General features: G+C 58.1%; 22 protein-coding genes. 10 read left to right on the forward strand and 12 right to left on the reverse strand.

Features of this window, described 5'->3' with window-relative positions; genetic code table 11:
• Window positions 1-136: 136 nt before the first annotated feature.
• Complete coding sequence (tesA, locus tag DDT56_RS04525; protein WP_168197573.1) at window positions 137-838, reverse strand: multifunctional acyl-CoA thioesterase I/protease I/lysophospholipase L1; 702 nt, start codon at window positions 836-838, stop codon at window positions 137-139.
• On the opposite strand from tesA, the gene ybbA reads away from it, so the two are divergent.
• Both ybbA and ybbP read left to right on the forward strand, forming a co-directional pair.
• On the forward strand, window positions 764-1,495 hold the full coding sequence (gene ybbA / locus DDT56_RS04530) for a putative ABC transporter ATP-binding protein YbbA (RefSeq protein ID WP_136165311.1): 732 nt from the start codon (window positions 764-766) through the stop codon (window positions 1,493-1,495). The two genes, tesA and ybbA, sit on opposite strands and share 75 nt — an antisense overlap.
• Complete coding sequence (gene ybbP, locus DDT56_RS04535; RefSeq protein WP_136165312.1) at window positions 1,492-3,921, forward strand: putative ABC transporter permease subunit YbbP; 2,430 nt, start codon at window positions 1,492-1,494, stop codon at window positions 3,919-3,921. The genes ybbA and ybbP overlap by 4 nt, the downstream gene beginning before the upstream one ends.
• 21 nt (window positions 3,922-3,942) lie before the next feature.
• Here ybbP and speG read toward each other — a convergent pair whose 3' ends face one another.
• From speG to DDT56_RS04550, 3 genes are all read right to left on the reverse strand, one after another.
• Window positions 3,943-4,518, reverse strand: a complete 576-nt coding sequence (gene speG, locus DDT56_RS04540) for a spermidine N1-acetyltransferase (protein WP_136165313.1) — start codon at window positions 4,516-4,518, stop codon at window positions 3,943-3,945.
• A gap of 167 nt (window positions 4,519-4,685) precedes the next feature.
• Complete coding sequence (locus tag DDT56_RS04545; protein WP_136165314.1) at window positions 4,686-6,803, reverse strand: TonB-dependent siderophore receptor; 2,118 nt, start codon at window positions 6,801-6,803, stop codon at window positions 4,686-4,688.
• Window positions 6,793-7,902 (reverse strand): ABC transporter substrate-binding protein, encoded by a 1,110-nt coding sequence (locus DDT56_RS04550; RefSeq protein ID WP_136165315.1) that lies wholly within the window; start codon window positions 7,900-7,902, stop codon window positions 6,793-6,795. The genes DDT56_RS04545 and DDT56_RS04550 overlap by 11 nt, the downstream gene beginning before the upstream one ends.
• 281 nt (window positions 7,903-8,183) lie before the next feature.
• On the opposite strand from DDT56_RS04550, the gene DDT56_RS04555 reads away from it, so the two are divergent.
• Both DDT56_RS04555 and DDT56_RS04560 read left to right on the forward strand, forming a co-directional pair.
• Window positions 8,184-10,199 carry a PAS domain-containing hybrid sensor histidine kinase/response regulator gene (locus DDT56_RS04555; RefSeq protein WP_136165316.1) on the forward strand — a complete coding sequence of 672 codons (2,016 nt, stop codon included), beginning with the start codon at window positions 8,184-8,186 and terminating at the stop codon, window positions 10,197-10,199.
• A complete protein-coding gene (locus DDT56_RS04560; protein ID WP_210416976.1) occupies window positions 10,186-11,247 on the forward strand; it encodes an HD domain-containing phosphohydrolase in 1,062 nt (353 codons plus the stop codon). Before DDT56_RS04555 ends, DDT56_RS04560 begins: the two co-directional genes overlap by 14 nt.
• Before the next feature lie 57 nt (window positions 11,248-11,304).
• On the opposite strand, the gene purN is transcribed toward DDT56_RS04560, so the two are convergent.
• Together purN and purM are read right to left on the reverse strand one after the other, a co-directional pair.
• On the reverse strand, window positions 11,305-11,943 hold the full coding sequence (gene purN / locus DDT56_RS04565; protein WP_136165317.1) for a phosphoribosylglycinamide formyltransferase: 639 nt from the start codon (window positions 11,941-11,943) through the stop codon (window positions 11,305-11,307).
• Complete coding sequence (gene purM / locus DDT56_RS04570) at window positions 11,943-12,980, reverse strand: phosphoribosylformylglycinamidine cyclo-ligase (RefSeq protein WP_136165318.1); 1,038 nt, start codon at window positions 12,978-12,980, stop codon at window positions 11,943-11,945. The genes purN and purM overlap by 1 nt, the downstream gene beginning before the upstream one ends.
• Before the next feature lie 357 nt (window positions 12,981-13,337).
• Between purM and upp the strand changes: the two genes are divergently transcribed.
• From upp to hda, 3 genes are all read left to right on the forward strand, one after another.
• Window positions 13,338-13,964 carry a uracil phosphoribosyltransferase gene (gene upp, locus DDT56_RS04575; RefSeq protein ID WP_136165413.1) on the forward strand — a complete coding sequence of 209 codons (627 nt, stop codon included), beginning with the start codon at window positions 13,338-13,340 and terminating at the stop codon, window positions 13,962-13,964.
• A gap of 184 nt (window positions 13,965-14,148) precedes the next feature.
• The gene (gene uraA / locus DDT56_RS04580; protein ID WP_136165319.1) at window positions 14,149-15,441 is read left to right on the forward strand and encodes a uracil permease; all 1,293 of its coding nucleotides are present in this window, start codon (window positions 14,149-14,151) and stop codon (window positions 15,439-15,441) included.
• A 111-nt stretch (window positions 15,442-15,552) separates the two neighbouring features.
• Window positions 15,553-16,260 carry a DnaA inactivator Hda gene (gene hda / locus DDT56_RS04585; RefSeq protein WP_136165320.1) on the forward strand — a complete coding sequence of 236 codons (708 nt, stop codon included), beginning with the start codon at window positions 15,553-15,555 and terminating at the stop codon, window positions 16,258-16,260.
• 19 nt (window positions 16,261-16,279) lie between these two features.
• Here hda and arsC read toward each other — a convergent pair whose 3' ends face one another.
• The 6 genes from arsC to DDT56_RS04615 all read right to left on the reverse strand — a co-directional run bounded on the left by arsC (window position 16,280) and on the right by DDT56_RS04615 (window position 21,281).
• On the reverse strand, window positions 16,280-16,636 hold the full coding sequence (gene arsC, locus DDT56_RS04590) for an arsenate reductase (glutaredoxin) (RefSeq protein WP_136165321.1): 357 nt from the start codon (window positions 16,634-16,636) through the stop codon (window positions 16,280-16,282).
• Between the two features lie 20 nt (window positions 16,637-16,656).
• Window positions 16,657-18,120: a beta-barrel assembly-enhancing protease gene (gene bepA, locus DDT56_RS04595; protein WP_136165322.1), complete on the reverse strand. Its 1,464-nt coding sequence runs from the start codon at window positions 18,118-18,120 to the stop codon at window positions 16,657-16,659.
• A gap of 148 nt (window positions 18,121-18,268) precedes the next feature.
• The gene (locus DDT56_RS04600) at window positions 18,269-18,925 is read right to left on the reverse strand and encodes a DUF4276 family protein (RefSeq protein ID WP_136165414.1); all 657 of its coding nucleotides are present in this window, start codon (window positions 18,923-18,925) and stop codon (window positions 18,269-18,271) included.
• Window positions 18,922-20,013, reverse strand: a complete 1,092-nt coding sequence (locus tag DDT56_RS04605) for an AAA family ATPase (protein ID WP_009113859.1) — start codon at window positions 20,011-20,013, stop codon at window positions 18,922-18,924. The genes DDT56_RS04600 and DDT56_RS04605 overlap by 4 nt, the downstream gene beginning before the upstream one ends.
• Before the next feature lie 225 nt (window positions 20,014-20,238).
• Window positions 20,239-20,706, reverse strand: coding sequence for a thioredoxin-dependent thiol peroxidase (gene bcp / locus DDT56_RS04610; protein WP_009113858.1), 468 nt, complete (start codon window positions 20,704-20,706; stop codon window positions 20,239-20,241).
• A gap of 2 nt (window positions 20,707-20,708) precedes the next feature.
• Window positions 20,709-21,281, reverse strand: a complete 573-nt coding sequence (locus DDT56_RS04615; RefSeq protein WP_210416981.1) for a glycine cleavage system transcriptional repressor — start codon at window positions 21,279-21,281, stop codon at window positions 20,709-20,711.
• 375 nt (window positions 21,282-21,656) lie between these two features.
• Here DDT56_RS04615 and dapA point away from each other — a divergent pair, with 375 nt between their 5' ends.
• From dapA to purC, 3 genes are all read left to right on the forward strand, one after another.
• A complete protein-coding gene (gene dapA, locus DDT56_RS04620; protein ID WP_136165324.1) occupies window positions 21,657-22,535 on the forward strand; it encodes a 4-hydroxy-tetrahydrodipicolinate synthase in 879 nt (292 codons plus the stop codon).
• Between the two features lie 16 nt (window positions 22,536-22,551).
• Window positions 22,552-23,589 carry an outer membrane protein assembly factor BamC gene (gene bamC / locus DDT56_RS04625; protein WP_136165325.1) on the forward strand — a complete coding sequence of 346 codons (1,038 nt, stop codon included), beginning with the start codon at window positions 22,552-22,554 and terminating at the stop codon, window positions 23,587-23,589.
• 100 nt (window positions 23,590-23,689) lie between these two features.
• The gene (gene purC, locus DDT56_RS04630; RefSeq protein ID WP_136165326.1) at window positions 23,690-24,403 is read left to right on the forward strand and encodes a phosphoribosylaminoimidazolesuccinocarboxamide synthase; all 714 of its coding nucleotides are present in this window, start codon (window positions 23,690-23,692) and stop codon (window positions 24,401-24,403) included.
• The last annotated feature ends 93 nt before the right edge of the window (window positions 24,404-24,496 follow it).

Below are 24,496 nucleotides of genomic sequence, written 5' to 3' on the forward strand. Positions count from 1 at the left end.
TCGCAGATGCGTTGGCTGCCTTCCCTCACCCCAGTCACTTACTTGAGTAAGCTCCTGGGGATTAATGAGAGACATCCTGTCTCTCACCGGAGGCCAGCCATTGGCTGGTCAAATTCGTTCCCGACGAATTTGTCGTTCAGTTGCCGCCTTCCTGCAACTCGAAATCTATTGGGTATAAGGATTCCAGCTGTTGCGCCATCCAGTCGGCGATAAAGGGTTGGGCATCACGGGTGGGATGGATGCCGTCCTCCAATATCCACTCCGGCTTAAGATACACCTGCTCCATAAAGAACGGCACCAGAGGAATGGCGAACTGTTTTGCCAGCCGCGGATAAACGTCGCTGAACGACTCATTGTAGCGGCGGCCGTAATTGGTCGGCAGGCGGATTTGCATCAGCAGCGGTTGCGCCTGCGCCTGTTGGACCAGCGTAATGATTTTGCTCAGATCCTGTTCGATGTTGTTCGGCGGAAAGCCGCGCAGCCCGTCATTGCCGCCAAGTTCGATCAGCACCCAGCGCGGCTGATGCTGCTGCAGCAGCGCCGGAAGACGCGCCAGCCCCTGGCCGGTGGTGTCGCCGCTGATGCTGGCGTTAACGACTTTTACGCCGTCCGGCCGCGCCTGCCATTTCTGATTCAGCAGGGCGGGCCAGGCGCTGGCGGCAGGCATGCGATAGCCCGCGCTGAGGCTATCGCCCAGTATCAGTAAAGTATCCGCCGCCAAAGCGCGTACACTGAATAATCCCAGAAGTAAAAGGACGAAAACATGTTTGCAAAGACCAGTCCAGCGAGAGCTATGGCAACCAATCTCGGACCCGCGGAAAACATTCTTGAAGTTCATCATCTTAGTAAGCACGTCGGTCAAGGGGAACATCGGCTTTCCATCCTTACCGGAGTTGAGCTGATTGTCAAACCCGCGCAGACAATCGCCCTGATCGGCGAGTCGGGTTCGGGCAAGTCTACGCTGCTGGGCATTCTCGCCGGTCTGGACGACGGCAGCGAAGGCGAGGTCAGCCTGATGGGCGAATCGTTGAACCAGCTGGACGAGGAAGGGCGCGCCGCGCTGCGCGCCAGAGACGTGGGGTTTGTTTTTCAGGCGTTTATGCTGGTGCCGACGCTGACCGCGCTGGAAAACGTCCAACTGCCGGCGTTGCTGCGCGGCGAAAGCGACGGCCACAGCCGCGGGCAGGCGGAGCAACTGTTGCAGCAACTGGGACTGGGCGAGCGCCTGCATCATCTCCCGGCGCAGCTTTCCGGCGGGGAGCAGCAGCGGGTGGCGCTGGCGCGCGCCTTCAGCGGGCGTCCCCAGGTGCTGTTCGCCGATGAGCCGACCGGCAATCTGGACCGCAAAACCGGCGAGCGCATCGTCGAACTGCTGTTTTCCCTTAACCGCGATTACGCCACCACGCTGATTCTGGTCACCCATGACGAACAGCTGGCGGCGCGCTGTGAGCGGCGGCTGCGGCTGGTGGACGGCAAGCTGAGGGAGGACGCATGATCTGGCGGTGGTTCTGGCGCGAATGGCGCTCTCCTTCATTATTGATTGTCTGGCTGGCGTTAACGCTCGCCGTGGCCTGCGTGCTGGCGCTGGGCACCATCGGCGACCGGATGGAAAAGGGGCTGAGCCAGCAGAGCCGTGATTTTCTGGCCGGCGACCGGGTGCTGCGCGCATCGCGCCCGGTGGATGAGGCCTGGCTGCAGCGGGCGCAGCGGCAGGGATTGACGCTGAGCCGGCAGATTTCATTTATGACCATGACCTTTGCCGGCGATACGCCGCAGCTGGCCAGGGTAAAGGCCACCGACCAGCGCTATCCGTTATACGGCGAGCTGCAGACGCGTCCGGCCGGGCTGCGGGCGGAACAGGGAACCGTGCTGGTGGCCCCGCGCCTGCTGGCGCTGCTGGGGCTTAAGGTCGGCGATATGCTGGACGTCGGCGATACCTCGCTGCGGATTAACGGCGAGCTGATTCAGGAGCCGGATTCCGGTTTTAACCCCTTTGATACCGCGCCGCGGATTTTGATGAATCTGGCCGACGTGGAGAATACCGGCGCCATACAGCCCGGCGGGCGCATCAGCTGGCGCTATATGTTTGCGGGCGACGAGCGGCAAATCACCGAGTTCGGCGATTTTATCAAGCCGCAGCTCAAACCCGACCAGCGTTGGTACGGCATGGAGGATTCCGAAGGGGCGCTGAGCCAGTCGTTAAAACGCTCGCAGCAATTTCTGCTGCTGTCCGCGCTGCTGACCCTGTTGTTATCCATCGCCGCGGTGGCCGTCTCCATGGGGCACTATTGCCGCAGCCGCTATGATTTGGTCGCGGTGTTGAAAACGCTGGGCGCCGGACGACAGGCGCTGCGACGGCTGATCGTCGGACAGTGGCTGTCGGTGCTGGGGCTGGCGGCGCTGTGCGGCGGCCTGGTCGGGCTGGGCTTTGAGGCGGTGCTGATGAAAATGCTGGCGCCGGTCCTGCCGGCGACGCTGCCGGCCGCCGGGCTGTGGCCGTGGGTATGGGCGCTGGGGTCGCTGCTGCTGATTTCATTGCTGGTCGGGCTGCGCCCTTACCGTTTACTGCTGGCGACGCAGCCGCTGCGCGTACTGCGTCAGGACGTGACGGCCAATGTCTGGCCGCTGCGTTACTACCTGCCGGCGGTGCTGGCGATTGTGGTGGGGCTGCTTGCCGTGCTGTCCGGCGGCAGCTCCCTGCTGTGGTCGCTGCTGGGCGGCATGGCGGTGCTGTCGTTGTTACTGGGGGTGATTGGCTGGGGCGGGTTGCTGCTGCTGCGCCGTTTGACGGTTAAGCAACTGGCGATGCGGCTGGCGATTAACCGCCTGCTGCGTCAGCCGTGGTCGACGCTCAGCCAACTGGCGGCGTTTTCGCTGTCGTTTATGCTGCTTGCCCTGCTGCTGGTGATGCGCGGCGATTTGCTGGAACGCTGGCAACGGCAGCTGCCGCCGGACAGTCCGAACTATTTTCTGTTGAATATCACCGCGGAGCAGGTGCCGCAGGTGAAAACCTTTCTTGAGCGGCACCAGGTTAAACCGGAGCTGTTCTATCCCATTATTCGCGCCCGTCTGACGGAAATTAATCAGCAGGTGGCGACGGAGGTGATTCATGAGGACGATCCGGGCGGCAACACGGTAAACCGCGAGCTGAATCTGACCTGGATGCACGGGATACCGGATCACAACGTGCTGGTGGAGGGGGAAGCGCCGAAAGCCGGCGAAGTCTCGATGGAGGCGGAAGAAGCAAAAGAGATGGGGATTAAAATCGGCGATACGCTGACCTTTACCGGCGACACGCAGCCGTTCAGCGCCCGGGTCACCAGCTTCCGCCAGGTGGATTGGGAAAGCCTGCGCCCCAACTTTTTCTTTATCTTTCCTCCCGGCGCGCTGGACAGCCAGCCGCAGTCGTGGCTGACCAGCTTCCGCCACGATGGCGACGAGCAGATGGTCGTCCAGCTAAACCGCCAGTTCCCGACGCTAAGCGTGATGGATGTGGGCAGCATTCTGCGTCAGGTGGGGCAGGTATTGCAGCAGGTGAGTCGGGCGCTGGAAATTATGGTGATCCTGGTGCTGTTCTGCGGCGTATTGCTGCTGCTGGCGCAAATCCAGGTGGGAATGCGTCAGCGTCGGCAGGAACTGATGGTATACCGCACCCTGGGCGCCGGGCTGCGTTTGTTGCGCACCACGCTGTGGTGCGAGTTCGCCGTACTGGGGCTGGTGGCGGGGGCAGCGGCCGCTATCGGCGCGGAAGCGGCGCTGTGGCTGTTGCAGAGCCGGGTATTCAATTTTCCGTGGCAGCCGAACCTGGCGATGTGGCTGATATTGCCGTTGGCGGCGGCGCTGTCGTTATCGCTGTGCGGCGGCTGGCTGGGGCTGCGGTTGCTGCGCGGCAAGGCGCTGTTCCGGCAATTCGCCGGGTGAAATCGACCGGCCGCCGTTCTACTACTGACTGACCCCTGAACCGGGGGCGGCTCCGCCGGTGCCCGCCCCCGTTTTGTGTCTCGCCAGATACTGCCGCTGGAAAATACACATGCGGATGGTGTTGCGATACTCGCCGTTGATGAAAAACTCGTGGATCAGTTCGCCTTCCACTTCAAATCCCAGCTTGCTGTAAATGTGTATCGCCTTCTGGTTTTCCTTATCCACAATCAGATACAGCTTGTACAGGTTCAGCACCGAAAAACCGTAGTCCATCGCCAGCTTCGCCGCCGCGCTGGCGTAGCCCTGTCCCTGATAGGCGGGATCGATAATGATTTGAAATTCAGCCCGGCGGTGAATATGGGTGATCTCCACCAGTTCCACCAGCCCGACTTTGGTCTGTTCATGTTCGATGATAAAACGCCGCTCGCTTTGGTCGTGAATATGTTTGTCATACAGGTCGCAGAGTTCGACAAAAGCCTCGTAAGGCTCTTCAAACCAGTAACGCATAACGCTGGCGTTATTGTCCAACTGATGGACAAAGGTCAGGTCGTCCCGCTCCAGCGGTCGTAGCCGAACGGCGTTGCTCGTGTCGGACATAGGGAATCCTTATTATTAAATCAGCAGGGGCCAGCCCTGGTATAAACATGCCGAAGTCAATTATAGAGACTGGATAAAAAGGTTACAGCCGGTTTTATCCGGTAAAAGAAGGCGAGGGGAGGCGCCGCGCCGTTCCGGGGGCAGCGGAACCGCGCGGCGGGCGCAGGCTAGAAGTCCAGGCTGGCGCGCAGCACAAACTGGCGCGGTTCGCCAATGGCGACGCGATACTGACCGCCGCTGGAGGGGTAATAGGTTTTATCAAACAGGTTCTTGATATTAAGCTGCCACTTCACCTGGTAGCCGTTAAGCGGCAGGCTATAAGCCACGAACGCATCCGCCACCGTATAGTCATCCAGATAGAAGCTGTTCGCCGCATCGCCGGCGCGGCGGCCGACGTAGCGCGCCCCGGCGCCGGCGCGCAGGTTATCGCCGGCGTGAATGCCGGTGTCGCCGAAATCCTGGGTCAGAAACAGCGAGGCGGTATGACGCGCGGCGTTGGCCATTTCATTGCCGTTATTTTCCGGGTCGGCGGTAACGCGGGCATCGGTCCAGGCGTAGGAGCCGATCAGGCTGAGCGAATCCGTCAGCTTGCCGGCCAGATCCAGCTCGATGCCCTGCGAGCGCACTTTGCCGGCGGTGCGGGTCACCGTTTCGCCGTTAATGGTTTCGCTGACCATCACATTGCGCTTTTCAATATCGAACAGCGCCAGGTTGGCGGTGATCCTATTGGGCAGATCCAGCTTGGCGCCCACTTCATAGGCGGTGCCGATTTCCGGCGGCAGCGCGCCGATTTGGCTGGCGATCGACGAGTTGGGTTTAAACGACTCGCTGTAGCTGGCATAAAGCGAAGAATAGGGCGTCAGGCTGTAAATAATGCCGGCGCGCGGCACCACGCGGTTATATGAGCTATCGGTACGGGTGACGAACGGGCGGCCTTTGCCGGCCATCACGTCGAAGCTGTCGTAACGTACTCCGCCCAGCAGCTGCCAGCGATCGTTCAGGCGAATGACGTCCTGTATAAAGAAGCCGCTGCTGTCGATATTTTCCCGCTGATCGCTGTCCGAGGCGATGACATTGGTAGACGGCGCCAACTGACCGTACACCGGATGGTAAATAGTAAAGTCCGTTCTGTTGTTCGTCCCGCGGATCATATCGCCGCGGAAGGTGCGGTCGGCTTCATAGTCAAAGCCGAGCAGCAGCTGGTGATTGACCCGTCCCCAGTCGATATCCCCGTTGAACGTAAGCTGTACCACCTGGGTTTGCGCGTGGGCATAGGCGGTGGCGTCCGGGCGTCGGGTCAGTATGCCGCTATCGGCATCGTAGCTCATTGCCCGCGCCTGATTGTCGCTGTAGCGGTTGCGGTTATAGGAGTAGGTCAGGCTGCTTTTCCAGCGATCGCTCAGGTTGCGCTCCGCCTGTAGGGTGATGCTGTCCTGATCGCCGCGGGTGGCGTTGTAATGCTCGTCGAAGCGGCGTTCGCGCGGGGTATTCACCGGCTTGCCGCTGTTGGGATCGATAATGGTGCCGCGATCGAACGGCGTCAGGTATTCCATATGTTCGTAGGCCACCCGCACCGTGGTCTCTTCCCCGTACCACATCAGCGACGGGGCGATGGTGGTTTGCCGGTTGCGGCCGAAGTTGCGCCAGTAGTCGGTTTCGTCGTGATCGACCACCATACGGTAAGCCAGTCCGGAGGCGCCCAGCGGTCCGGTTACGTCCAACTGGCCGCCGCCGCCGTTAAAGCTGCTGCCCCAGCCTTCGATATGCGTTTTTTGCACCAGCTGCGGTTTTTTGCTGATGATATTAATCACGCCGCCGGGCTCGCCCATGCCGTACAGCATGGAGGCCGGGCCTTTCAGCACTTCCACGCGCTCGCTGGTCGGGGTGAAGTTGCGGGCCTGAATGGAGCGCACGCCGTCACGAAACAGGGAGCCGTCGCGGTTGTCGCCAAAGCCGCGCTTGATCAGCGCATCCTGGGTGCCGCCGAGCGTGTTGGATTGGGTAATGCCGCTGACGTTATACAGGGCTTCATCAATATTGCGCACCGCGCGGTCGGCAATCACCTGGCTCGGCACCACGTTGACCGCCTGCGGCACGTCCAGCAGGCGGCTTTCGCCGCGGGTGCCGGTTACGGTTTTATGCGGCTGATAGCCGGTTTCCGCCTGCTGCTCCGCCGTGGCGATAACCTCCAGCGTGTCGTTCCGCGTTTCGGCGGCCGCCTGAATGCCAAACGGCAGCAGTGCCAGCGCCGGCCAGCCGTTACGCCGTATTTTCTTATTCTTCATGTGCAAGTTGACTCCAGTATGTCCCTGAAAAATCAATAGGTAAAAACTGCTGGTAGAGTTTTTGTAGTGTGAGTTGCGGCTCGATATCCGCGAACAGGTCGGGGTAGAGGGCTTTAGCGAACATCTCCACCATAACGACGTGATAAGGGCTGAGGTAAAAGTTGTGCCACATGCTCCACGCCCGTCCTTGTTGCACCGCCGCAAGGTGCGAGAGGATGGCGTCCTGGCGAATCAGTTTGCTGAAGCTGTTTTGCGCCTGCTGCCGGCTGACCGCGGGCCCCAGCATCAGGCTGGAAAAACGCTTGCCGTCCGGCCCGGCCATGCCGGTGGCGATATAGACGTCGGGGGCGGCCGCCAGTACGCGTTCCGGGCTGAGCTCGCCGTATACGCCGCTGATGGTGCCGGCGGCGATATTTTCACCGCCGGCGAAGGCCAGCAGATCGCCCAGGTTTCCCCCCACGGCGGTGGTGCAGCAGGTATCGCGGCGGCCGAGATGCAGATGCAGCATCACCGTGGTTTTTTTACCCTGGTATTGCGCGATGCGCTGACGAATGACATTCATGTGCTGCTGATAAAATTCGCTGAACTCTGCGGCCCGCTGCGGCTGATTCAGCGCCTCTCCCAGCAACTGGATGCTGGGCAGGGTGTTGCGGAGCAAATCGATGCGCAAATCGACGTAGATAACCGGAATACCCGCGCTGGTCAGCGTCTGTTGCAGCAGGTCATCGCTGGCGCGCTGTTTTGCCAGCCGCGGCAAAATCACCAGATCGGGTTTTAGCGGCAGCAGGGTTTCCGCATTCAGCGTGTGTAAACCGCCGCTGCCTAACTGCGGGATCTGCTTGATTGCCGGGAATTTTTCCGTATAGCGTTGCCAGCTTTGCGCGTCATAACGCGCCATGTCGCCCGGCCAGCCCACGACGTATTTCACCGGATTTCCCGGCTCAAGCAGGGCCAGCGTATAGAGCATGCGGCTTTCACCGAGGATGATGCGCCGCGGATGGTCGGGGATCGTCACCTGCCGGCCCAGAATATCCGTGACGGTTTTTGCCGACGCCAGCGGGCCAAGGAGCGATAAAACAATAAGGATGGCAAGGCGCATGATGGACTCTGCAAAAAAACGGGTGGCGAAAGATAATTACTACCATTCCTATTTTCAACGGAGCGTTAGTGGGGGTAATGGTCACAGGCGACAGATATCGTTTCGGGACAAGGGATTACGGCTATTTAAATAAGTAATTAAAGCGGGGCGGCCGGCAGGAAAAGGCAAGCGTCGTTGCGTTACCGTTTTGATCTAATATGAGAAAATTCTTATTGCAAGTGATAAAATTATCATCGTGAGATACGATGTGAACGGAGAGCCGCCGCGCAAGGAGAAAGGGAGTGGGAGCCGATCGCCGTGCCGGGGATAAACCCCGGAACCCTGTAAAATCCGCCATCGATAAACCCTCGGGCCGATTGAGCGCGCCTGACGACGCCTGGGCGACGGTTCCGGGCGACCTGCTGCAATCCATTCTCGATCATCTGCCGGCCGGCGTGTTCTGGAAGGATGCGTCTTCCCGCTACCTTGGCGCGAACCGCTATTTTACCCGCGACGCCGGACGAGACGATCCCGGCGAGATCGTCGGACGCGATGATTTCGAACTGTTTGAGGCGGCGGCGGCCGAGCGCTATCGCCAGGACGATCTGGCGGTGCTTGACGGCGGACAGCCCCGGATGGACGCCCTGGAATTCGTGGAACGGCAGGCGGGCAAGGGGCGCTGGTTCAGCGTGAACAAAGTGCCGCTGCGTGATGCGCAGGGCGCACTGGTCGGGCTGTTGGGGATGTACCTCGATATTACCCGTTTCAAAGAGGCGGAACGGGAACTGCAGGAGAGCGAAGCCCGTTTCCGCTTCTTTCTGGATAATGTGGACGAGGGCGTGGTGGTTTTCGATCGGCAAGGCATCATTGTCGACGTCAGCACCCGCTGGCTGGAACTGTTCCGCTGCCGGCGCGAGGAGGCTATCGGCCGGCCGGTGCTCGACTTTACCAGCCCGACGGCGGTCCCCATGGCGACTCAGCTGATCGGTGAAAAGTGGTCTGAGTCCTATGAGTCCGAAATGCTGAGAAAAGACGGGACGACGTTTCCCGCCATCGTGCGCGGCCGGGATCAGGTTTTTGGCGGTCAGGGGTTACGCCTGACCACCGTGTTGGATATCACCCGGCAAAAAGAGAGCGAGCAGGCGCTGAAGCTGGCCAAAATCGAAGCGGAGCGCGCCAATCAGGCCAAATCCGAATTTCTCTCCAGCATGAGTCATGAATTGCGCACGCCCATGAACGCCATTCTGGGGTTTTCCCAGATTCTGGAGTTTGATGAGCAGTTGAACGCCGATCAACGGGACAATGTTACTGAAATTCTTAAGGCCGGCCGGCATTTGCTCGGGTTGATCAATGAGGTGCTGGATCTCGCCAAGATCGAATCCGGCGTGGTGTCGCTTGCCATCGAGCCGGTGACGCTATCCGCGCTGATGCGGGATTGCCGGCAGCTGGTGCAATCGCTGGCCGCGGAGCGGCAAATATCCCTGAGCCTGGATGTTCCCGAAACGCTGGCGGTGGCCGCCGATCGGCAGCGCTTTAAGCAGGTGCTGCTCAATCTGCTGTCCAACGCCATCAAATACAACCGCACCGGAGGCGACGTGCGCCTCGCGCTGGAGACGCGCGGCAAATGGTTGCGCATTGCGGTGGTCGATACCGGCGACGGCATTGCCCGCGAGCGTCTGGGGGAGTTGTTCCAGCCCTTCAATCGGCTGGAAGCGGAGCGCAGCGGCGTTGAGGGAACCGGCATCGGTCTGGTGATCACCCGCAAGCTGATCGAGGCCATGGGGGGACGGATCGGCGTGGAAAGCGAGCCGGGCAAGGGCAGCCGTTTCTGGGTGGAACTGCCGCAGGCCGATGCGGTGGCGCAGACGCCGGCGGCACACCAGCCGGCGCCCGGCGCCGCGCCCTATATCCACGGACGGGAGCGGCACTACATCCTGTATATCGATGACAACCCGGTGAACCTCAAGCTGGTGACGCAGATCCTGGATAAGTTGCGCAATATTCGCCTGGTGACCATGCGCACCGCCGAATCGGGGATCGCCTGCGCCATGGCGCATCGGCCCGATTTGATTCTGCTCGACATCAATCTGCCGGGTACGGATGGCTATGAAGTGCTGGAAGCGCTCAAGTCTCATCACCCGCTGCGGGACGTGCCGGTGCTCGCCGTGTCGGCCAATGTGATGCCGCAGGATATCGCGCGCGGCATGGCGGCGGGCTTTGCCGATTACCTGACCAAGCCGTTGGACATCGGCCGCTTCCTGACCAGCGTCGACGCTCTTCTGCACCATGACCAAGGGAATCCACATGATGATCGATAGTAATGATGATGCGCGTATCCTTATCGTCGACGACGAAGCGGCAAACCTCAAGGTGCTGGAAAAACTGCTGGCCAGCGAAGGCTATTACCGGCTGGTGAGCGTTCAGGATCCGCGTCTGGTGGTGCGTGCCTATCTGGAGGCGCGCCCCGATCTGATCCTGCTGGATATCAATATGCCGCATCTGGACGGCTATGCGATTATGAAGCAGTTGAAATCGCTCAACGATCCGCTGCTGCCTCCGATCATGGTGCTGACGGCGGAACAGGGGCGGGAGCAACTGCTGAAAGCGCTGGGGGGCGGGGCGCGGGATTACGTCAGCAAACCCTTCGACCGCACCGAACTATTAATGCGGGTGCGCAACCTGCTCGACGCCCATCTTGCGCACCGGCTGATGTATGAGCAGAAGGACGTACTGGAAAAGATGGTCCGCCTGCGGACCCGGGAACTGCTGGATACCCGCCTGCAGGTGGTGCGCCGCCTGGCGCGGGCCTCGGAGTACCGCGACAGCGAAACCGGTCAGCATATTCTGCGCATGAGCCATACCTCCGCGCTGCTGGCGCGCCGGATGGGATGGAGCGAAAGCGACGTCGAGCTTATTCTGCATGCCAGCCCGATGCACGATGTGGGGAAAATAGGCATTCCGGACGCTATTCTGCTCAAGCCGAGCAAGCTGGATGCCGCCGAGTGGGAGATTATGCGTCAGCACACCGTTATCGGCGCCGAAATACTGGCCGGCGATGACTCGCGGCTGATGGTAATGTCGCGCGAAATCGCGCTGACGCACCATGAAAAATGGAATGGCGGCGGCTATCCGCGCGGCCTGTCGGGGGAAAACATTCCGCAGTCCGGGCGTATCGTCGCCGTGGCGGACGTGTTCGATGCGCTGATTTCCGAACGTCCCTACAAACGCGCCTGGACGCGGGAAGAGGCCGTTGCCCATATCCGCTCGGAATCAGGCAGCCATTTCGATCCCGAGGTCGTCGACGCGTTTCTCGACATTCTGGACGATGTGATAAGAATTCAGGACGCCAACCGTGAACCCGCGTGAGGGCTAAAAGCAGCAGCGCCGCCGCCGCAGCGGCGCTGTTTAAAACCGGGAAAGCGATTATTCGGCGGCGTAACCCTGCGGGGGAACGCGCACGCCATCCAGCCAGGCCTGATTTTCCCGCATAATCAGCCGGCCGGAGATAAACCAGCCCACCACCAGGGGATAAATGGTGTGTTCCTGCGTCTGCACCCGCTCCTGCAGGCTTTCTTCGCCATCATCGCTGAAAACGGGGACTTTGGCCTGCAGAATCAACGGCCCGCCATCCAGTTCGTCGGTGACGAAATGCACCGACGCGCCGTGTTCGGCGTCGCCGTTTTCCAGCGCCTTACGATAAGTATGCAGGCCGGGATACTTCGGCAGCAGCGACGGATGGATATTGAGTATTTTACCGGCGAACTGCGCGACAAAATCGGGACTGAGAATCCGCATATAGCCCGCCAGCACGATCAGCGCCGGTTGGTACTGTTCTATTTCCTGCGCCATTGCCGCATCGTAAGCGGCGCGGTCGGCGAATCCTTCCGGGCTGAGGGCGTGCGTCGGTATATCGGCGTCCTGCGCCAGCCGCAGGCCAGGGGCTTCGGGATTATCACTGAATACCGCGGCTATCTTGCCTTTAATGCGTCCGCGCTTGCAGGCGTCTATCAACGCCTGCAAATTACTTCCCTGACCCGATATCAAGATAACGAAATTTTTCATCAGTTAATGACCACTGCATCTCCGGTATCGGTTTGATTAATCAAGCCGATTTTCCATGCGGTTTCACCACTGCCGTTTAATAACGCCACGGCCTCGTCTGCCTGCTCGGCGGGCAGTACGACGATCATACCAACACCGCAGTTAAATGTGCGATACATTTCGTGGCGGCTGACGTTACCCGCCTGCTGCAGCCAGTTGAATACCGCCGGCCACTGCCAGCTTGCCTCGTCAATGTTCGCCTGAACGCCTTCCGGCAGCACGCGCGGAATATTTTCCCAGAAGCCGCCGCCGGTGAGGTGGGAAATGGCGTGGACGTCGACTTTTTCAATCAGCGACAGAATGGACTTAACGTAGATTTTGGTCGGCGCCAGCAGGTGGTCGGCCAGGGGACGGTTTTCCAGTTTCACCTGGGCCGGATCGGTTTTGCTGACGTCGAGAATTTTACGCACCAGCGAGTAGCCGTTGGAATGCGGGCCGCTGGAAGCCAGGGCCACCAGGGCGTCGCCGGCGCGCACTTTACTGCCGTCGATGATGGCGGATTTCTCGACCACGCCGACGCAGAAGCCGGCGACGTCGTAATCTTCGCCGTGGTACATGCCCGGCATTTCCGCCGTCTCGCCGCCCACCAGCGCGCAGCCTGATTGCTTACAGCCTTCGGCGATGCCCGTAATCACGCTGGCCGCGGTGTCGACATCAAGCTTGCCGGTGGCGTAGTAATCCAGGAAGAATAACGGTTCGGCTCCTTGCACCACCAGATCGTTGACGCACATGGCGACCAGATCGACGCCGATGGTGTCGTGACGTTTGAGATCCATCGCCAGACGCAGCTTGGTGCCGACTCCGTCAGTGCCGGAAACCAGAATGGGTTCGCGGTATTTTTGCGGTAAGGCGCACAAGGCCCCGAAACCACCCAGACCACCCATGACTTCCGGGCGACGGGTCTGTTTCACTACACCTTTGATGCGGTCTACCAATGCGTTGCCAGCATCAATATCCACGCCTGCGTCTTTATAGCTGAGAGAGGTTTTGTCGGTCACTGCGGAGTCCCCACGGAGGTTGCTATCGGTAGTTAAAATGGAGCGCGCTAATTCTAACAGCGCGAGCAATCGTTTGCGAGCGATGTGTCGCCGGGTTTTTATTTTTCCTCCCCGTGGGCAATTTCTGTTATCGGTTGATCTGGATCAGGCTTAATCCTGTATCACTCAGCCAAAAAAGCGGTATAATCCGGCGATTTTTTTATAGTGGGCGTCCTGCCCGCTACCCTGCGGGCCGTCACTTCGTGACGTTTAAAAACGCTCCCGGCGTTTTTTTATGGCGGGCTATCCCGCTCGCCACCCTGCGGGCCGCCGCAAGCGGCGTTTTTCTGACCGTCCACAGTCTAGGGGGAGATAATGATGAAGATCGTCGAGGTGAAACACCCGCTCGTCAAACATAAACTGGGTCTGATGCGTGAGAGCGAGATTAGCACCAAGCGTTTTCGCGAGCTGGCTTCCGAAGTGGGCAGTTTATTAACCTATGAAGCCACGGCCGATTTAGCCACCGAAAAAGTGACCATTGAAGGTTGGTGCGGTCCGGTTGAAGTCGATCAAATCAAAGGCAAAAAAATCACCGTGGTGCCGATCCTGCGCGCCGGTCTGGGGATGATGGAAGGGGTGCTGGAAAATGTTCCCAGCGCGCGCATCAGCGTGGTCGGTATCTACCGCAATGAAGAGACCCTGGAGCCGGTGCCCTATTTTCAGAAACTGGTTTCCAATATCGAGGAGCGGATGGCGCTGGTGGTCGACCCGATGCTGGCGACCGGCGGCTCAATGATCGCCACCGTCGACCTGCTGAAAAAAGCCGGCTGTCAGAGCATCAAGGTGCTGGTGCTGGTCGCCGCCCCGGAAGGCATTGCCGCGCTGGAAAAAGCGCACCCGGATATCGAACTCTACACGGCGGCGATCGATAAGGGCCTCAATGAGCAGGGTTATATCATGCCGGGCCTGGGCGATGCGGGCGACAAGATATTTGGTACCAAATAATAGGCAAGCCGACTTAAACAGTCGGTTTTTTTATGGCGGGCTATCCCTGCCCGCCACCCTGCGGGCCGCCGCAAGCGGCGTTTAAAAACGCTCCGGGCGTTTTTTTATGGTGGACTATCCCTGCCCGCCACCCTTCGGGCCGCCCGCAGTCGCAACAAATAGCAACGTTACAGAGGATACAAAGATGACTCGTCGCGCCATCGGGGTAAGTGAACGGCCGCCCTTGTTGCAAACCATACCGCTGAGCTTCCAGCATCTGTTCGCCATGTTCGGCGCCACCGTGCTGGTTCCGATCCTGTTCAAAATCAACCCGGCGACGGTACTGTTATTCAACGGTATCGGCACCTTGCTCTATCTGTTTATCTGCAAAGGAAAAATACCGGCGTATCTGGGATCGAGCTTCGCCTTTATTTCGCCGGTATTACTGCTGTTGCCTCTGGGCTATGAGGTGGCGCTGGGTGGTTTTATTATGTGCGGCGTACTGTTCTGTCTGGTGGCGCTGATCGTTAAGAAAGCGGGGACCGGCTGGCTGAACGTCCTGTTCCCGCCGGCGGCGATGGGGGCGATTGTCGCCGTTATCGGTCTGGAACTGGCCGGCGTGGCCGCGGGCATGGCGGGACTGTTGCCCGCCGACGGCGCGTCCGTTGATAGCACGGCGGTGACGATTTCACTGGTTACGCTGGCGGTGACGATCCTGGGGTCGGTGCTGTTTCGCGGCTTTCTGGCCATTATTCCGATCCTGATCGGCGTGCTGGCCGGTTACGCGCTGTCGTTCGCCATGGGCGTGGTGGATTTTGCGCCCATCGCCCAGGCGCACTGGTTTGCCCTGCCGACGTTTTACACCCCGCGTTTCGAATGGTTCGCCATTCTGACCATACTGCCGGCGGCGCTGGTGGTGATCGCCGAGCACGTCGGACATCTGGTGGTGACCGCCAATATCGTCAAGAAAGATTTAATGCGCGATCCGGGGCTGCACCGCTCAATGTTCGCCAACGGCATTTCCACCGTGCTGTCGGGCTTCTTCGGTTCGACGCCGAATACCACCTACGGCGAAAACATCGGCGTGCTGGCCATCACCAAGGTGTACAGCACCTGGGTTATCGGCGGCGCGGCGATCCTGGCGATCCTGCTCTCCTGCGTCGGCAAACTGGCGGCGGCGATTCAGGCGGTGCCGGTACCGGTGATGGGCGGGGTATCGCTGCTGTTGTACGGGGTGATCGGCGCTTCCGGCATCCGCGTGCTGATTGAGTCCAAAGTGGATTACAACAAGGCGCAAAACCTGATCCTGACCTCTGTGATCCTGATTATCGGCGTCAGCGGGGCGAAAGTGCATCTGGGCGCGGCCGAGCTGAAGGGAATGGCGCTGGCGACGGTGGTCGGCATCGGTATGAGCCTGCTGTTTAAAGCGATTAGCCTGTTTCGCAGCGAAGAAGTGATTCTCGATGCGCCGGAAACGGAAGAGCCGTCTCAGCGTTAGCGCCGGCTTTTTATCGCGCGGCCTGTCATCCCGTTGAGTCGTTGCCTGCGACTCAACAGGGCCGAGTTTCTGTGATAAACTCGCTCTGTTTTCCTGCCAGCCCTGCTTGAGGTGATTCTGAACACGCCGGCACAGCTTTCACTGCCACTCTATTTACCCGATGATGAAACCTTCGCCAGTTTCTACCCGGGAGAAAACGCGTCGCTTCTTGCCGCCATTGCCGGCGCGCTGCGCCAGGAACACGGCAGTTATATCTACTTTTGGTCGCGGGAAGGCGGCGGACGCAGCCATCTGCTGCACGCGGCCTGCGCCGAGCTATCCCGTCACGACCGCGCGGTCGGCTATGTGCCGCTGGATAAACGCGCCTATTTCGTGCCTGAAGTGCTGGAGGGGATGGAGCAGCTGGCGCTGGTATGCATCGATAATATCGAATCGATCGCCGGCGACGAAGCCTGGGAAATGGCGATGTTCAACCTCTATAACCGCATTCAGGAAACCGGACGTACCCGCCTGCTGATTACCGGCGATCGTCCTCCCCGCCAGCTCAATCTGCATTTGCCCGATCTCTCTTCCCGCCTGGACTGGGGACAGATCTATAAACTTCAGCCGCTGTCGGATGATGAGAAAGGGGAGGCGCTGCAACTGCGGGCCAAACTGCGCGGATTCGAACTGCCGGAAGACGTCAGCCGTTTTCTGCTGAAACGGCTCGATCGGGAAATGCGCACGCTGTTTATGACGCTGGATCAGCTCGATCATGCCTCCATCACCGCCCAGCGCAAACTCACCATTCCCTTTGTGAAAGAGATCCTCGGACTGTAATCCGGAGGATCTTCGCCTTTTACAGAATTTCCAGTACCTGTTCCGGCGGCCGGCCGATGCGCGCCTGCCCGCCGGCCGCCACAATGGGCCGCTCAATCAGTTTGGGATGGTCGACCAGCGCCTGGATAAGCTGCGCCTCGGTCAGGGTTTCATCCGCCAGATTGAGCTCCCGGTAAATCTCTTCCTTGCGGCGCATCAGATCGCGCGCGCTGCTCAGACCAAGCTGCTGAATCAGGCGCGTCAGGGTTGCGGCGTCGGGCGGCGTTTCCAGATACGGCACCACCTGGGGTTCAATGCCTTGCCGTTGCAGCAGCGCCAGCGTCTCGCGGCTTTTGGAGCAGCGCGGGTTGTGATAAATGGTGACATTTTTGCTCATGGGTGACGATCCTTATCCCGTCAGGATTTCTGATATTGGCGGAAACGTTGCTGCAGCTGGCGCAGCTGATCGATTCGCGCGTCGTAGCGCGCCTGTTCCAGGCTGCCGAGTTTCACCTGCGAGCTGGCGTTGCTCAGCAAACGGATAGACTGGTCGAGCTGCCCGGCCAGCGCCAGGCTTTCGGCGCGGGCGGATAACTCTTCCGCGCGCGATCCCTGGGCGGCGGCGGCCTGCGCCAGCAGATCCCAGCCGTTGGGATCGTCCGCGTGGGCGTAGGTGTAGCGGTAGAGTATTTTGCTCGCCGCCGCGGGCTGTTTCCCCTCGACGTAGGCATTCGCCAGATTGAGCTGCAGCACCGGGTTGCTCTGTACCCCCGGCGCTTTTTGCAGCCGGGCGATCGCCTGCGCGGCGCGGTTTTGCCCCAGATCGATGTCGGTCATCAAATCCAGAAACCACGGGTTGTCCGGGGCGTTGTCCAGCAGCGGTTGCAGCACGTTGCGCGCCTCGTCGTATTTCTTGGCCTGATAAAAGCGGATGGCGTCGCCGTATTTGGCCGCCAGCTGCTCGCGTACGTTGCCTTTCGCCCAGGCCTTCAGCAGGTCATCGTCGAGCGGCCTGCCTTCCGAACCGTACATGCCGAAGGTGCGCATTTTGGCGAACAGAAAATCCTGGGATGACTGCACCGGCGTCGATCTCATCTGATTCGCCCGGTTGCGGGCATCGGACAGGCGGCTTTCCGGCAGGGGGTGGGTGAGCAATATTTCCGGCGGCTTCGAGGCGTAGCGTGATTGATCGGCCAGCTTTTGCAGAAAGTTCGGCATGGCCCGCGGGTCGAAGCCGGCGCGCTGTAACACCTGAATGCCGATGCGATCCGCTTCCTGTTCATTGCCCTGGGTAAAGGTGATTATCCCCTGTTGCGCCCCGGCCATGGTTCCGCTCAGCGCCGCCATCCCCAGCTGCGGGTTGGCCATCGCCAGCAAAATGGAACCCAGGGCGCCGACCCAGGTCAGCGGCGCGCTGCGCTGCTGCGACTCCATGGCGCGCGCCAGATGGCGCTGCGTAACGTGCGAAATTTCATGCGCCAATACCGAAGCCAGCTCGCTTTCGTTGTCCGCATAGCGAAAGAGCGACGAGTGGATCACCACGTTGCCGCCGAAAAAGGCGAAGGCGTTGATATCATCGTTGCGGATCAGGAAAAAGCGGAAAGGGGTGCGCACCGAATCGGCCTGCTTGACCAGCCGATTGCCTAATTGGTTGATGTAGTTGGATAACAGCGGATCGTTAATCAGCGGGGCGCCGGCGCGTAATTGACGGACGTAAAAATCGCCCATCGCCAGTTCCTGATTGATGCTCAGCGTGCCGCCGGCGGTGGTGCCGATATCCGGCAGCCGATCCTGGATCTCGGCCTGAACGGGAAGCATATTACCGGTCATCATCGCCCCGAGTAGGACGGAAACGACCGTTTTTCTTAACCGGTTAGACATAATGAGAAGCAACCTTATCAACAGCCAATATTGCAGCGCTTTGCCAACCATCTTAGCCAGCCATGGCGCACAAAGAAATATTTATCCGGGAAAATCGTGGGCAACGCGTTACGGGTTCCAGAGTGGAAAAGCGGAGATGAAGCCTACGCTAGGCATTTTTTAACGCTTCCAGACGATTTAACCAGTACTCAAAATGGGGACAGGCTCGACGCATAGAGTCTAAACCAATATCTGCGGCAATCAGCGGGCCGTGCAATGTTTTTTGATATTCAGGCACTACGGATAAAATACGTTTTGAAGGAGACGTATGGGGACTGTTGTGAATCTCTTCCGGGGAAGGAAATTTCGCTCTGATTTGTTGTAGTTTCTCAATAGGGCGCTTGTCAGCCAGCCAATCGGCAAATTTGTCAGGTTCACAAAACAGCAGGGCTTCAAATTCATGCAGTAAAAAATTGGCGATAAAGTTAGGTTGCGAAATGTCCGCCTGAAAGGCCTGCTCCAGTTCTAAAATCCACCTATGAACATCACTATTGGCCGGTTTGCCGTGAGCTAAACCCGGAAAGTCGGCTGGTAAACCATAGTAATCGATCAACGTGGTTACCCAGGCTTTTTTATCTGTTTTGCAAAGGCGAATGACCTGATTTTTGACTTTCCCGTAGCTGACGATACCGCCTTTATAGCCGCGACTTGTTTGCGCTAAAATTGGATTAAGATAAAGCCCATGACGTATAAAGTAGGGTGCGAGCGTATCGCGTACAAAGGTTTCTTCCGTTTGGCCTTCAACAAAAACGTTTATCCTTGTCATCGCTGCGGCCTCCCGCCAAGCAGGTTTTTCTTCCACAGCTCACCTAAACTGTAATCTTCAAGCCATTCATGCAGGCTATCTTGTTCCAGGCGTTTAAATGTCGATTCACCATGATGCTTATCGACAACGATTAAATCTTCGGCTTCAAATTCATTAACCAGTTCCACTGACTGCGTTGAAACGATTAATTGATGCTGTTTGCTGGCACTTTTTATTAACGCGGCCAGGACGCTGATGGCATAAGGATGCAGACCCAATTCAGGCTCATCAATGATGATGGCGCTGGGCATATATTCTTCGGGTTGCAGTAATACGGTGGCTAGCAGAATGAACCGCAAGGTGCCATCGGAAAGCTCGCTGGCTTTGAAAGGGACATCTTGTTCTTTTTCAACCCATTCCAACTGGATGCTGTCTGGGTTATCCGGCGTGGGGCGCAGATAGAAATCGCCAAAAAATGGAGCGGCCATTTGGATGGTCTTAATGATACGCTGATAATGGTCGGCATGATTTTTTTGCAAACGGTATAAAAATGCGGCCAGGTTGGCCCCGTCCTCTCTCAGGTAGTCATTATCGTTAATGCGATGAATTTGTTTTACTCTGGCGCTTTCACTGGTGTCATGAAAATGATAGACGCGCCAGCGGCGCATGGCGGGTAACGTATATTTCCTGATACCTGAACGATGTTCTTCCGCCAGCGATTCAAAATGACCTGATTTTACGCCTTTGTCACCACTCATGTTCCACCAGAGCGCTTCCCGTTGAAACATCATACGATTATCGTTAGTGGGTTCTAGCGTGAACTTATAGCCGTTATTGCCAAAGAACAATTCACCTTTTAACGCTTCGGTTTTTTTTCGACCGAAATGCAACAGGACGTCTGGTCCTCCTGCTTTGCTGACCAGCGTTTGCAGACGGTGATCCAGTAAGGTTGCAATGAGGCGAAAGAAACTGATGAAATTGGATTTACCCGCACCGTTGGCCCCAATCAGTACGTTCAGACAACCCATTTGTAGATCACAGCTAGCAATTGATTTATAACCACTAATTATGATGTGGCTCAGGTGGTCGCTATTGGTTACCGTTTTCATAATCTGCGTTAGCTACCTTACTCTTGGTTGGGCCTTGTCATGTTTTTTGGGCTTGACAGATACCATTCAGGGTCGGTGGTATCATCTTAAATGGACGATCGATTAAATTCATTCTAATCGATGTATAAATGCGTGCTTTCTTCCATAAATGAATCAAGAAAATCGATTGGTTTGCAGAACCGGCGCCTTATGCAAGGCGCCGGTATAGCGCCGGAACGGGATCGTTCAGGCGGTTTTCAGGTAGTCCAGCACGATGTCATGGTGGTTGCTGGTTTTGAAATCGTCAAAGACCTTTTCCACCTTGCCGTTTTCATCAATCAGGAAGCTGATGCGGTGAATGCCGTCATAGGTTTTGCCCATAAAGGTTTTTTCGCCCCAGACGCCGAAGGCCTGCGAAACCTGATGATCTTCGTCGGACAGCAGGGTGAAGTTCAATAGCTCTTTTTCGACGAAGCGGGACAGTTTCTCCGGTTTGTCGGTGCTGATCCCCAGAACCTCAACGCCATATTGTTTCAGATCGTCCATGTTATCGCGCAGACCGCAGGCCTGAACGGTACACCCTGGCGTCATGGCTTTGGGGTAGAAATAGACCAACACCTTCTGTCCCTGGAAGTCGGTTAAATTTATCTGCTCGCCGTCCTGGTCGGGCAAGCTAAATTTCGGCGCGATATCACCGGCTTTCAGTGTATTCATCACTACTCTCCGTCTTTTTCTTCATGCTGTGGATAGTTTACGACGCTAATACTGCCTTGCGCGTGCAATTCTGTACATAGCTGATAAAAGGCTGGTTCAATTATTGAACCGCACAGCGTAGCAGGACTGTGCGCGGTGATTTGAATATATAGCTGCGGCGGCTGTCCTCCCTCGGCGGGCCGGGTCTTCGAGACCAGTTCGGCAATGTTCATCTGATGGGAGTCAAATAAATCGGTAAAGCGCTCGATGATGTGCGGCGAATCCGCCACATCCACTTTGACCCAAACGGTGGACGGCATGGGCGGCCGCGCCTGCGATTCCGTGCGTTTCATCACGATCAGCAAATCCATCTCCGCCCCCTTCAGCGGCAGGGTGGATTCAATCTGCGCAATGGCGTTCCAACTGCCGGAAAGCAACATGATAAAGGTAAATTCTTCGCCCAGCATGGCAAGACGGCTATCTTCGATATTACAGCCGCAACTGCTGACGTGGCGGGTGATCGCGTTAACGATGCCTGAACGGTCGGCCCCCACGGCGGTGATAACCAGATAGTGTTCTTGTGGACTCGGCAAAATGATGCTTCCTGTGCGTTTTCCAGAGATATTCACATGGTAACCATAAAAAATTGCCGGGAGCAATTTTTAACGCCGCTCGCGGCGGCCCGAAGGGGGGCGGGCAGGGACAGCCCGCCATAAAAAGCCGGGAGCAATTTTTAACGCCGCTTGCGGCGGCCCGAAGGGTGGCGGGCAGGGACAGCCCGCCATAAAAAGCCGGGAGCAATTTTTAACGCCGCTCGCGGCGGCCCGCCATAAAAAACTCAGAAGCGTTGTTAATGCTGCTGGCGGTATCATAAAAAAACCTGTGCCAGACGCCTACAATGCCGTTGCGCGCTTGCTTTTGCATAGAACTCAAAAGTACCATGAGGCACTTGTTTGTGGAGGGGACGGCCAATGTTTACGGGAAGTATTGTTGCGCTGGTTACGCCGATGGACGCCAAAGGCGCCGTCGACCGCGCCAGCCTGAAAAAACTGATTGATTATCATGTCGCCAGCGGCACATCGGCGATTGTCTCTGTGGGAACGACGGGGGAGTCCGCCACGCTGAGCCACGAGGAACATGGCGACGTGGTGATGAGCACGCTGGAACTGAGCGACGGCCGCATCCCGGTGATCGCCGGAACCGGCGCCAACGCCACCGCGGAAGCCGTTTCGCTGACCAAGCGCTTTCACGGCACCGGGGTCGCCGGCTGCCTGTCGGTCACGCCGTACTACAATCGGCCGACGCAAGAAGGGCTGTATCAGCACTTCAAAGCCATCGCCGAACATACCGACCTGCCGCAAATCCTGTATAACGTTCCCTCCCGCACCGGTTGCGACCTGCTGCCGGAAACCGTGGCGCGATTGTCCGAAATTAAAAATATTGTCGCGATTAAAGAGGCGACGGGGAACTTAAGCCGGGTAAGTCAGATCCAAGAGCTGGTTAGTGAAGACTTCATCCTGCTGAGCGGCAATGACGATATCGGACTGGACTTTATGCAGCTCGGCGGTAAAGGGGTGATTTCCGTGACGGCGAACGTCGCCGCGCGTGAAATGGCGGAGCTTTGCCGGCTGGCGGCGCAGGGCAACTTTGTTGAAGCGCGCCGTTTAAATCAGCGCCTGATGCCGTTGCATCAGAAATTATTTATTGAACCCAATCCGATCCCGGTGAAGTGGGCCTGTAAGGAATTGGGACTTGTGGCGACCGATACGCTTCGCCTGCCCATGACGCCGCTGACTGATTCAGGTCGCACGGCGGTGGCGCGCGCATTGAAGCATGCGGGTTTGCTGTAACCGTTAGGGAGATTGAATGACTGATTCACTGCAAAAGTCGATGGTGGCGAAAGTTGTCGGCGTATCATTAGTGATGCTGTTGGCGGCTTGTTCCAGCGACCAGCGCTACAAGCGGCAGGTTAGCGGCGATGAATCCTATCTGCAGACGCCGACGCAAAAAGCGCTGAACACGCCGGCCGGTATGATTTTACCGTTGCAGAACGGAGAATATGACATCCCGCCGGTAACGCAGAAGGGCGCGGTAGGCAAAGAACTGGATATTCGTCCGCCGGTGCAGCCGTTGGCTTTGCTGAGTGGTTCGCGCACCCAGATCTCGGGGGATACGGCAACGCTGTTATTGGAAAACAGCGCGCAAAACAGCCAGCTTTGGTCCCAGGTGGTGCGTATTCTACAGGATAAGAATTTCACCATCGCCAGCCGCCAGGACGCTCAGCAGACGCTGACCACGGACTGGATCACCTGGACGCGCCAGGATGAAGATGTGCAATATCAGGGCCGCTATCAGATAACCGTTCAGCAGCAAGGGTATCAGATAGCGCTGGTGGTTAAACTGCTGGCATTGCAGCAGCAGAACACTCCGGTCGCCGAGCCGGCGCAAATCCAACGCTACGCGGGCTTGATGCTGAATACCATCAGCGAGTCGTTGGACAGCCAGGCCACCGCGCGTGAAAACGCGCTGGCGCAGCGAACCAGCGGTACGCTGGACGTGCAGAGCGGAGCGGACGATACCGGCCTGCCGCTGCTGGTGGTGCGCGGGCCTTATACCCTGGTATGGGATCGTTTGCCGGCGGCCCTGGACAGCATCGGGATGAAGGTTAGCGATCGCAGCCGTCCTCAGGGCTCGGTTTCCGTCACCTACAGGGCGCCGGGCAGCAGCGCCTGGGAGGCGTTAGGGGCGAAAGATCCCGAACTGCCCAACGGCGATTACAAATTGCAGGTCGGCGATCTCGGTAACCGCAGCAGTCTGCAGTTTATCGACTCCAAAGGACATACGCTGAGTCAGTCGCAAAATGACGCGCTGGTGGCGGTATTCCAGGCGGCATTCAGTAAGTAACTCGCAAGGGTCGGATTATCCGGCCCTTCTTCATTAAACAATCTAGGCGTTAAATTTTCGGGCCCGGTGCGCCTGGCCCTCACTGTGTGGAGTAATAAAGATGCAAAAGCTAGCTGAGTTGTATCGTGGGAAGGCGAAAACCGTCTACACCACCGAAGATCCTGACCTGCTGGTGCTGGAGTTTCGCAATGATACGTCAGCAGGGGATGGCGCTCGCATTGAGCAGTTTGATCGGAAAGGGATGGTGAACAACAAGTTCAACCATTTCATTATGAGCAAACTGGAGCAAGCCGGGATCCCGACGCAAATGGTGAGCCTGCTTTCCGATACCGAAGTGCTGGTGAAAAAGCTGGATATGGTGCCGGTGGAGTGCGTGGTGCGTAACCGCGCCGCCGGGTCGCTGGTAAAACGTCTGGGCGTTGAAGAGGGTATCGAACTGAACCCGCCGCTGTTTGACCTGTTCCTGAAAAACGACGCCCTTCACGACCCCATGGTGAACGAGTCTTACTGCAAAACCTTTGGCTGGGTGAGCGAAGAGAACCTGGCGCGCATGAAGGAACTGAGTTACCAGGCGAATGAGGTGCTGAGCAAACTGTTCGGCGACGCCGGCCTGATTCTGGTGGACTTCAAACTGGAGTTCGGCTTGTTTAAAGGCGAAGTGGTGCTGGGCGATGAGTTCTCTCCGGACGGCAGCCGCCTGTGGGATAAGGACACGCTGAACAAAATGGACAAAGACCGCTTCCGCCAGAGCCTCGGCGGCCTGATTGAAGCCTATGAAGAAGTCGCCCACCGTATCGGCGTAAAATTGGACTAGCTGCGCAATCGTTTCCGTTCCGGGTTGTCGGATGCCGGGCAGGTCTGACAACCTTACTGAACGTTTGGCCTTTCATCCTGCGCCGCCTATTGA

Source organism: Brenneria corticis (assembly GCF_003115855.1).
Lineage (GTDB): Bacteria > Pseudomonadota > Gammaproteobacteria > Enterobacterales > Enterobacteriaceae > Brenneria > Brenneria corticis.

What these genes read in the sequence shown, in the direction of transcription:
- ybbA (WP_136165311.1), top strand. Translation starts at nt 764, where the DNA reads ATGTTTGCAAAGACCAGTCCAGCGAGAGCTATGGCAACCAATCTCGGA.
- tesA (WP_168197573.1), bottom strand. Translation starts at nt 838, where the DNA reads ATGAACTTCAAGAATGTTTTCCGCGGGTCCGAGATTGGTTGCCATAGC.
- ybbP (WP_136165312.1), top strand. Translation starts at nt 1,492, where the DNA reads ATGATCTGGCGGTGGTTCTGGCGCGAATGGCGCTCTCCTTCATTATTG.
- speG (WP_136165313.1), bottom strand. Translation starts at nt 4,518, where the DNA reads ATGTCCGACACGAGCAACGCCGTTCGGCTACGACCGCTGGAGCGGGAC.
- DDT56_RS04545 (WP_136165314.1), bottom strand. Translation starts at nt 6,803, where the DNA reads ATGAAGAATAAGAAAATACGGCGTAACGGCTGGCCGGCGCTGGCACTG.
- DDT56_RS04550 (WP_136165315.1), bottom strand. Translation starts at nt 7,902, where the DNA reads ATGCGCCTTGCCATCCTTATTGTTTTATCGCTCCTTGGCCCGCTGGCG.
- DDT56_RS04560 (WP_210416976.1), top strand. Translation starts at nt 10,186, where the DNA reads ATGATGATCGATAGTAATGATGATGCGCGTATCCTTATCGTCGACGAC.
- purN (WP_136165317.1), bottom strand. Translation starts at nt 11,943, where the DNA reads ATGAAAAATTTCGTTATCTTGATATCGGGTCAGGGAAGTAATTTGCAG.
- upp (WP_136165413.1), top strand. Translation starts at nt 13,338, where the DNA reads ATGAAGATCGTCGAGGTGAAACACCCGCTCGTCAAACATAAACTGGGT.
- uraA (WP_136165319.1), top strand. Translation starts at nt 14,149, where the DNA reads ATGACTCGTCGCGCCATCGGGGTAAGTGAACGGCCGCCCTTGTTGCAA.
- arsC (WP_136165321.1), bottom strand. Translation starts at nt 16,636, where the DNA reads ATGAGCAAAAATGTCACCATTTATCACAACCCGCGCTGCTCCAAAAGC.
- bepA (WP_136165322.1), bottom strand. Translation starts at nt 18,120, where the DNA reads ATGTCTAACCGGTTAAGAAAAACGGTCGTTTCCGTCCTACTCGGGGCG.
- DDT56_RS04600 (WP_136165414.1), bottom strand. Translation starts at nt 18,925, where the DNA reads ATGACAAGGATAAACGTTTTTGTTGAAGGCCAAACGGAAGAAACCTTT.
- DDT56_RS04605 (WP_009113859.1), bottom strand. Translation starts at nt 20,013, where the DNA reads ATGAAAACGGTAACCAATAGCGACCACCTGAGCCACATCATAATTAGT.
- bcp (WP_009113858.1), bottom strand. Translation starts at nt 20,706, where the DNA reads ATGAATACACTGAAAGCCGGTGATATCGCGCCGAAATTTAGCTTGCCC.
- dapA (WP_136165324.1), top strand. Translation starts at nt 21,657, where the DNA reads ATGTTTACGGGAAGTATTGTTGCGCTGGTTACGCCGATGGACGCCAAA.
- bamC (WP_136165325.1), top strand. Translation starts at nt 22,552, where the DNA reads ATGACTGATTCACTGCAAAAGTCGATGGTGGCGAAAGTTGTCGGCGTA.
- purC (WP_136165326.1), top strand. Translation starts at nt 23,690, where the DNA reads ATGCAAAAGCTAGCTGAGTTGTATCGTGGGAAGGCGAAAACCGTCTAC.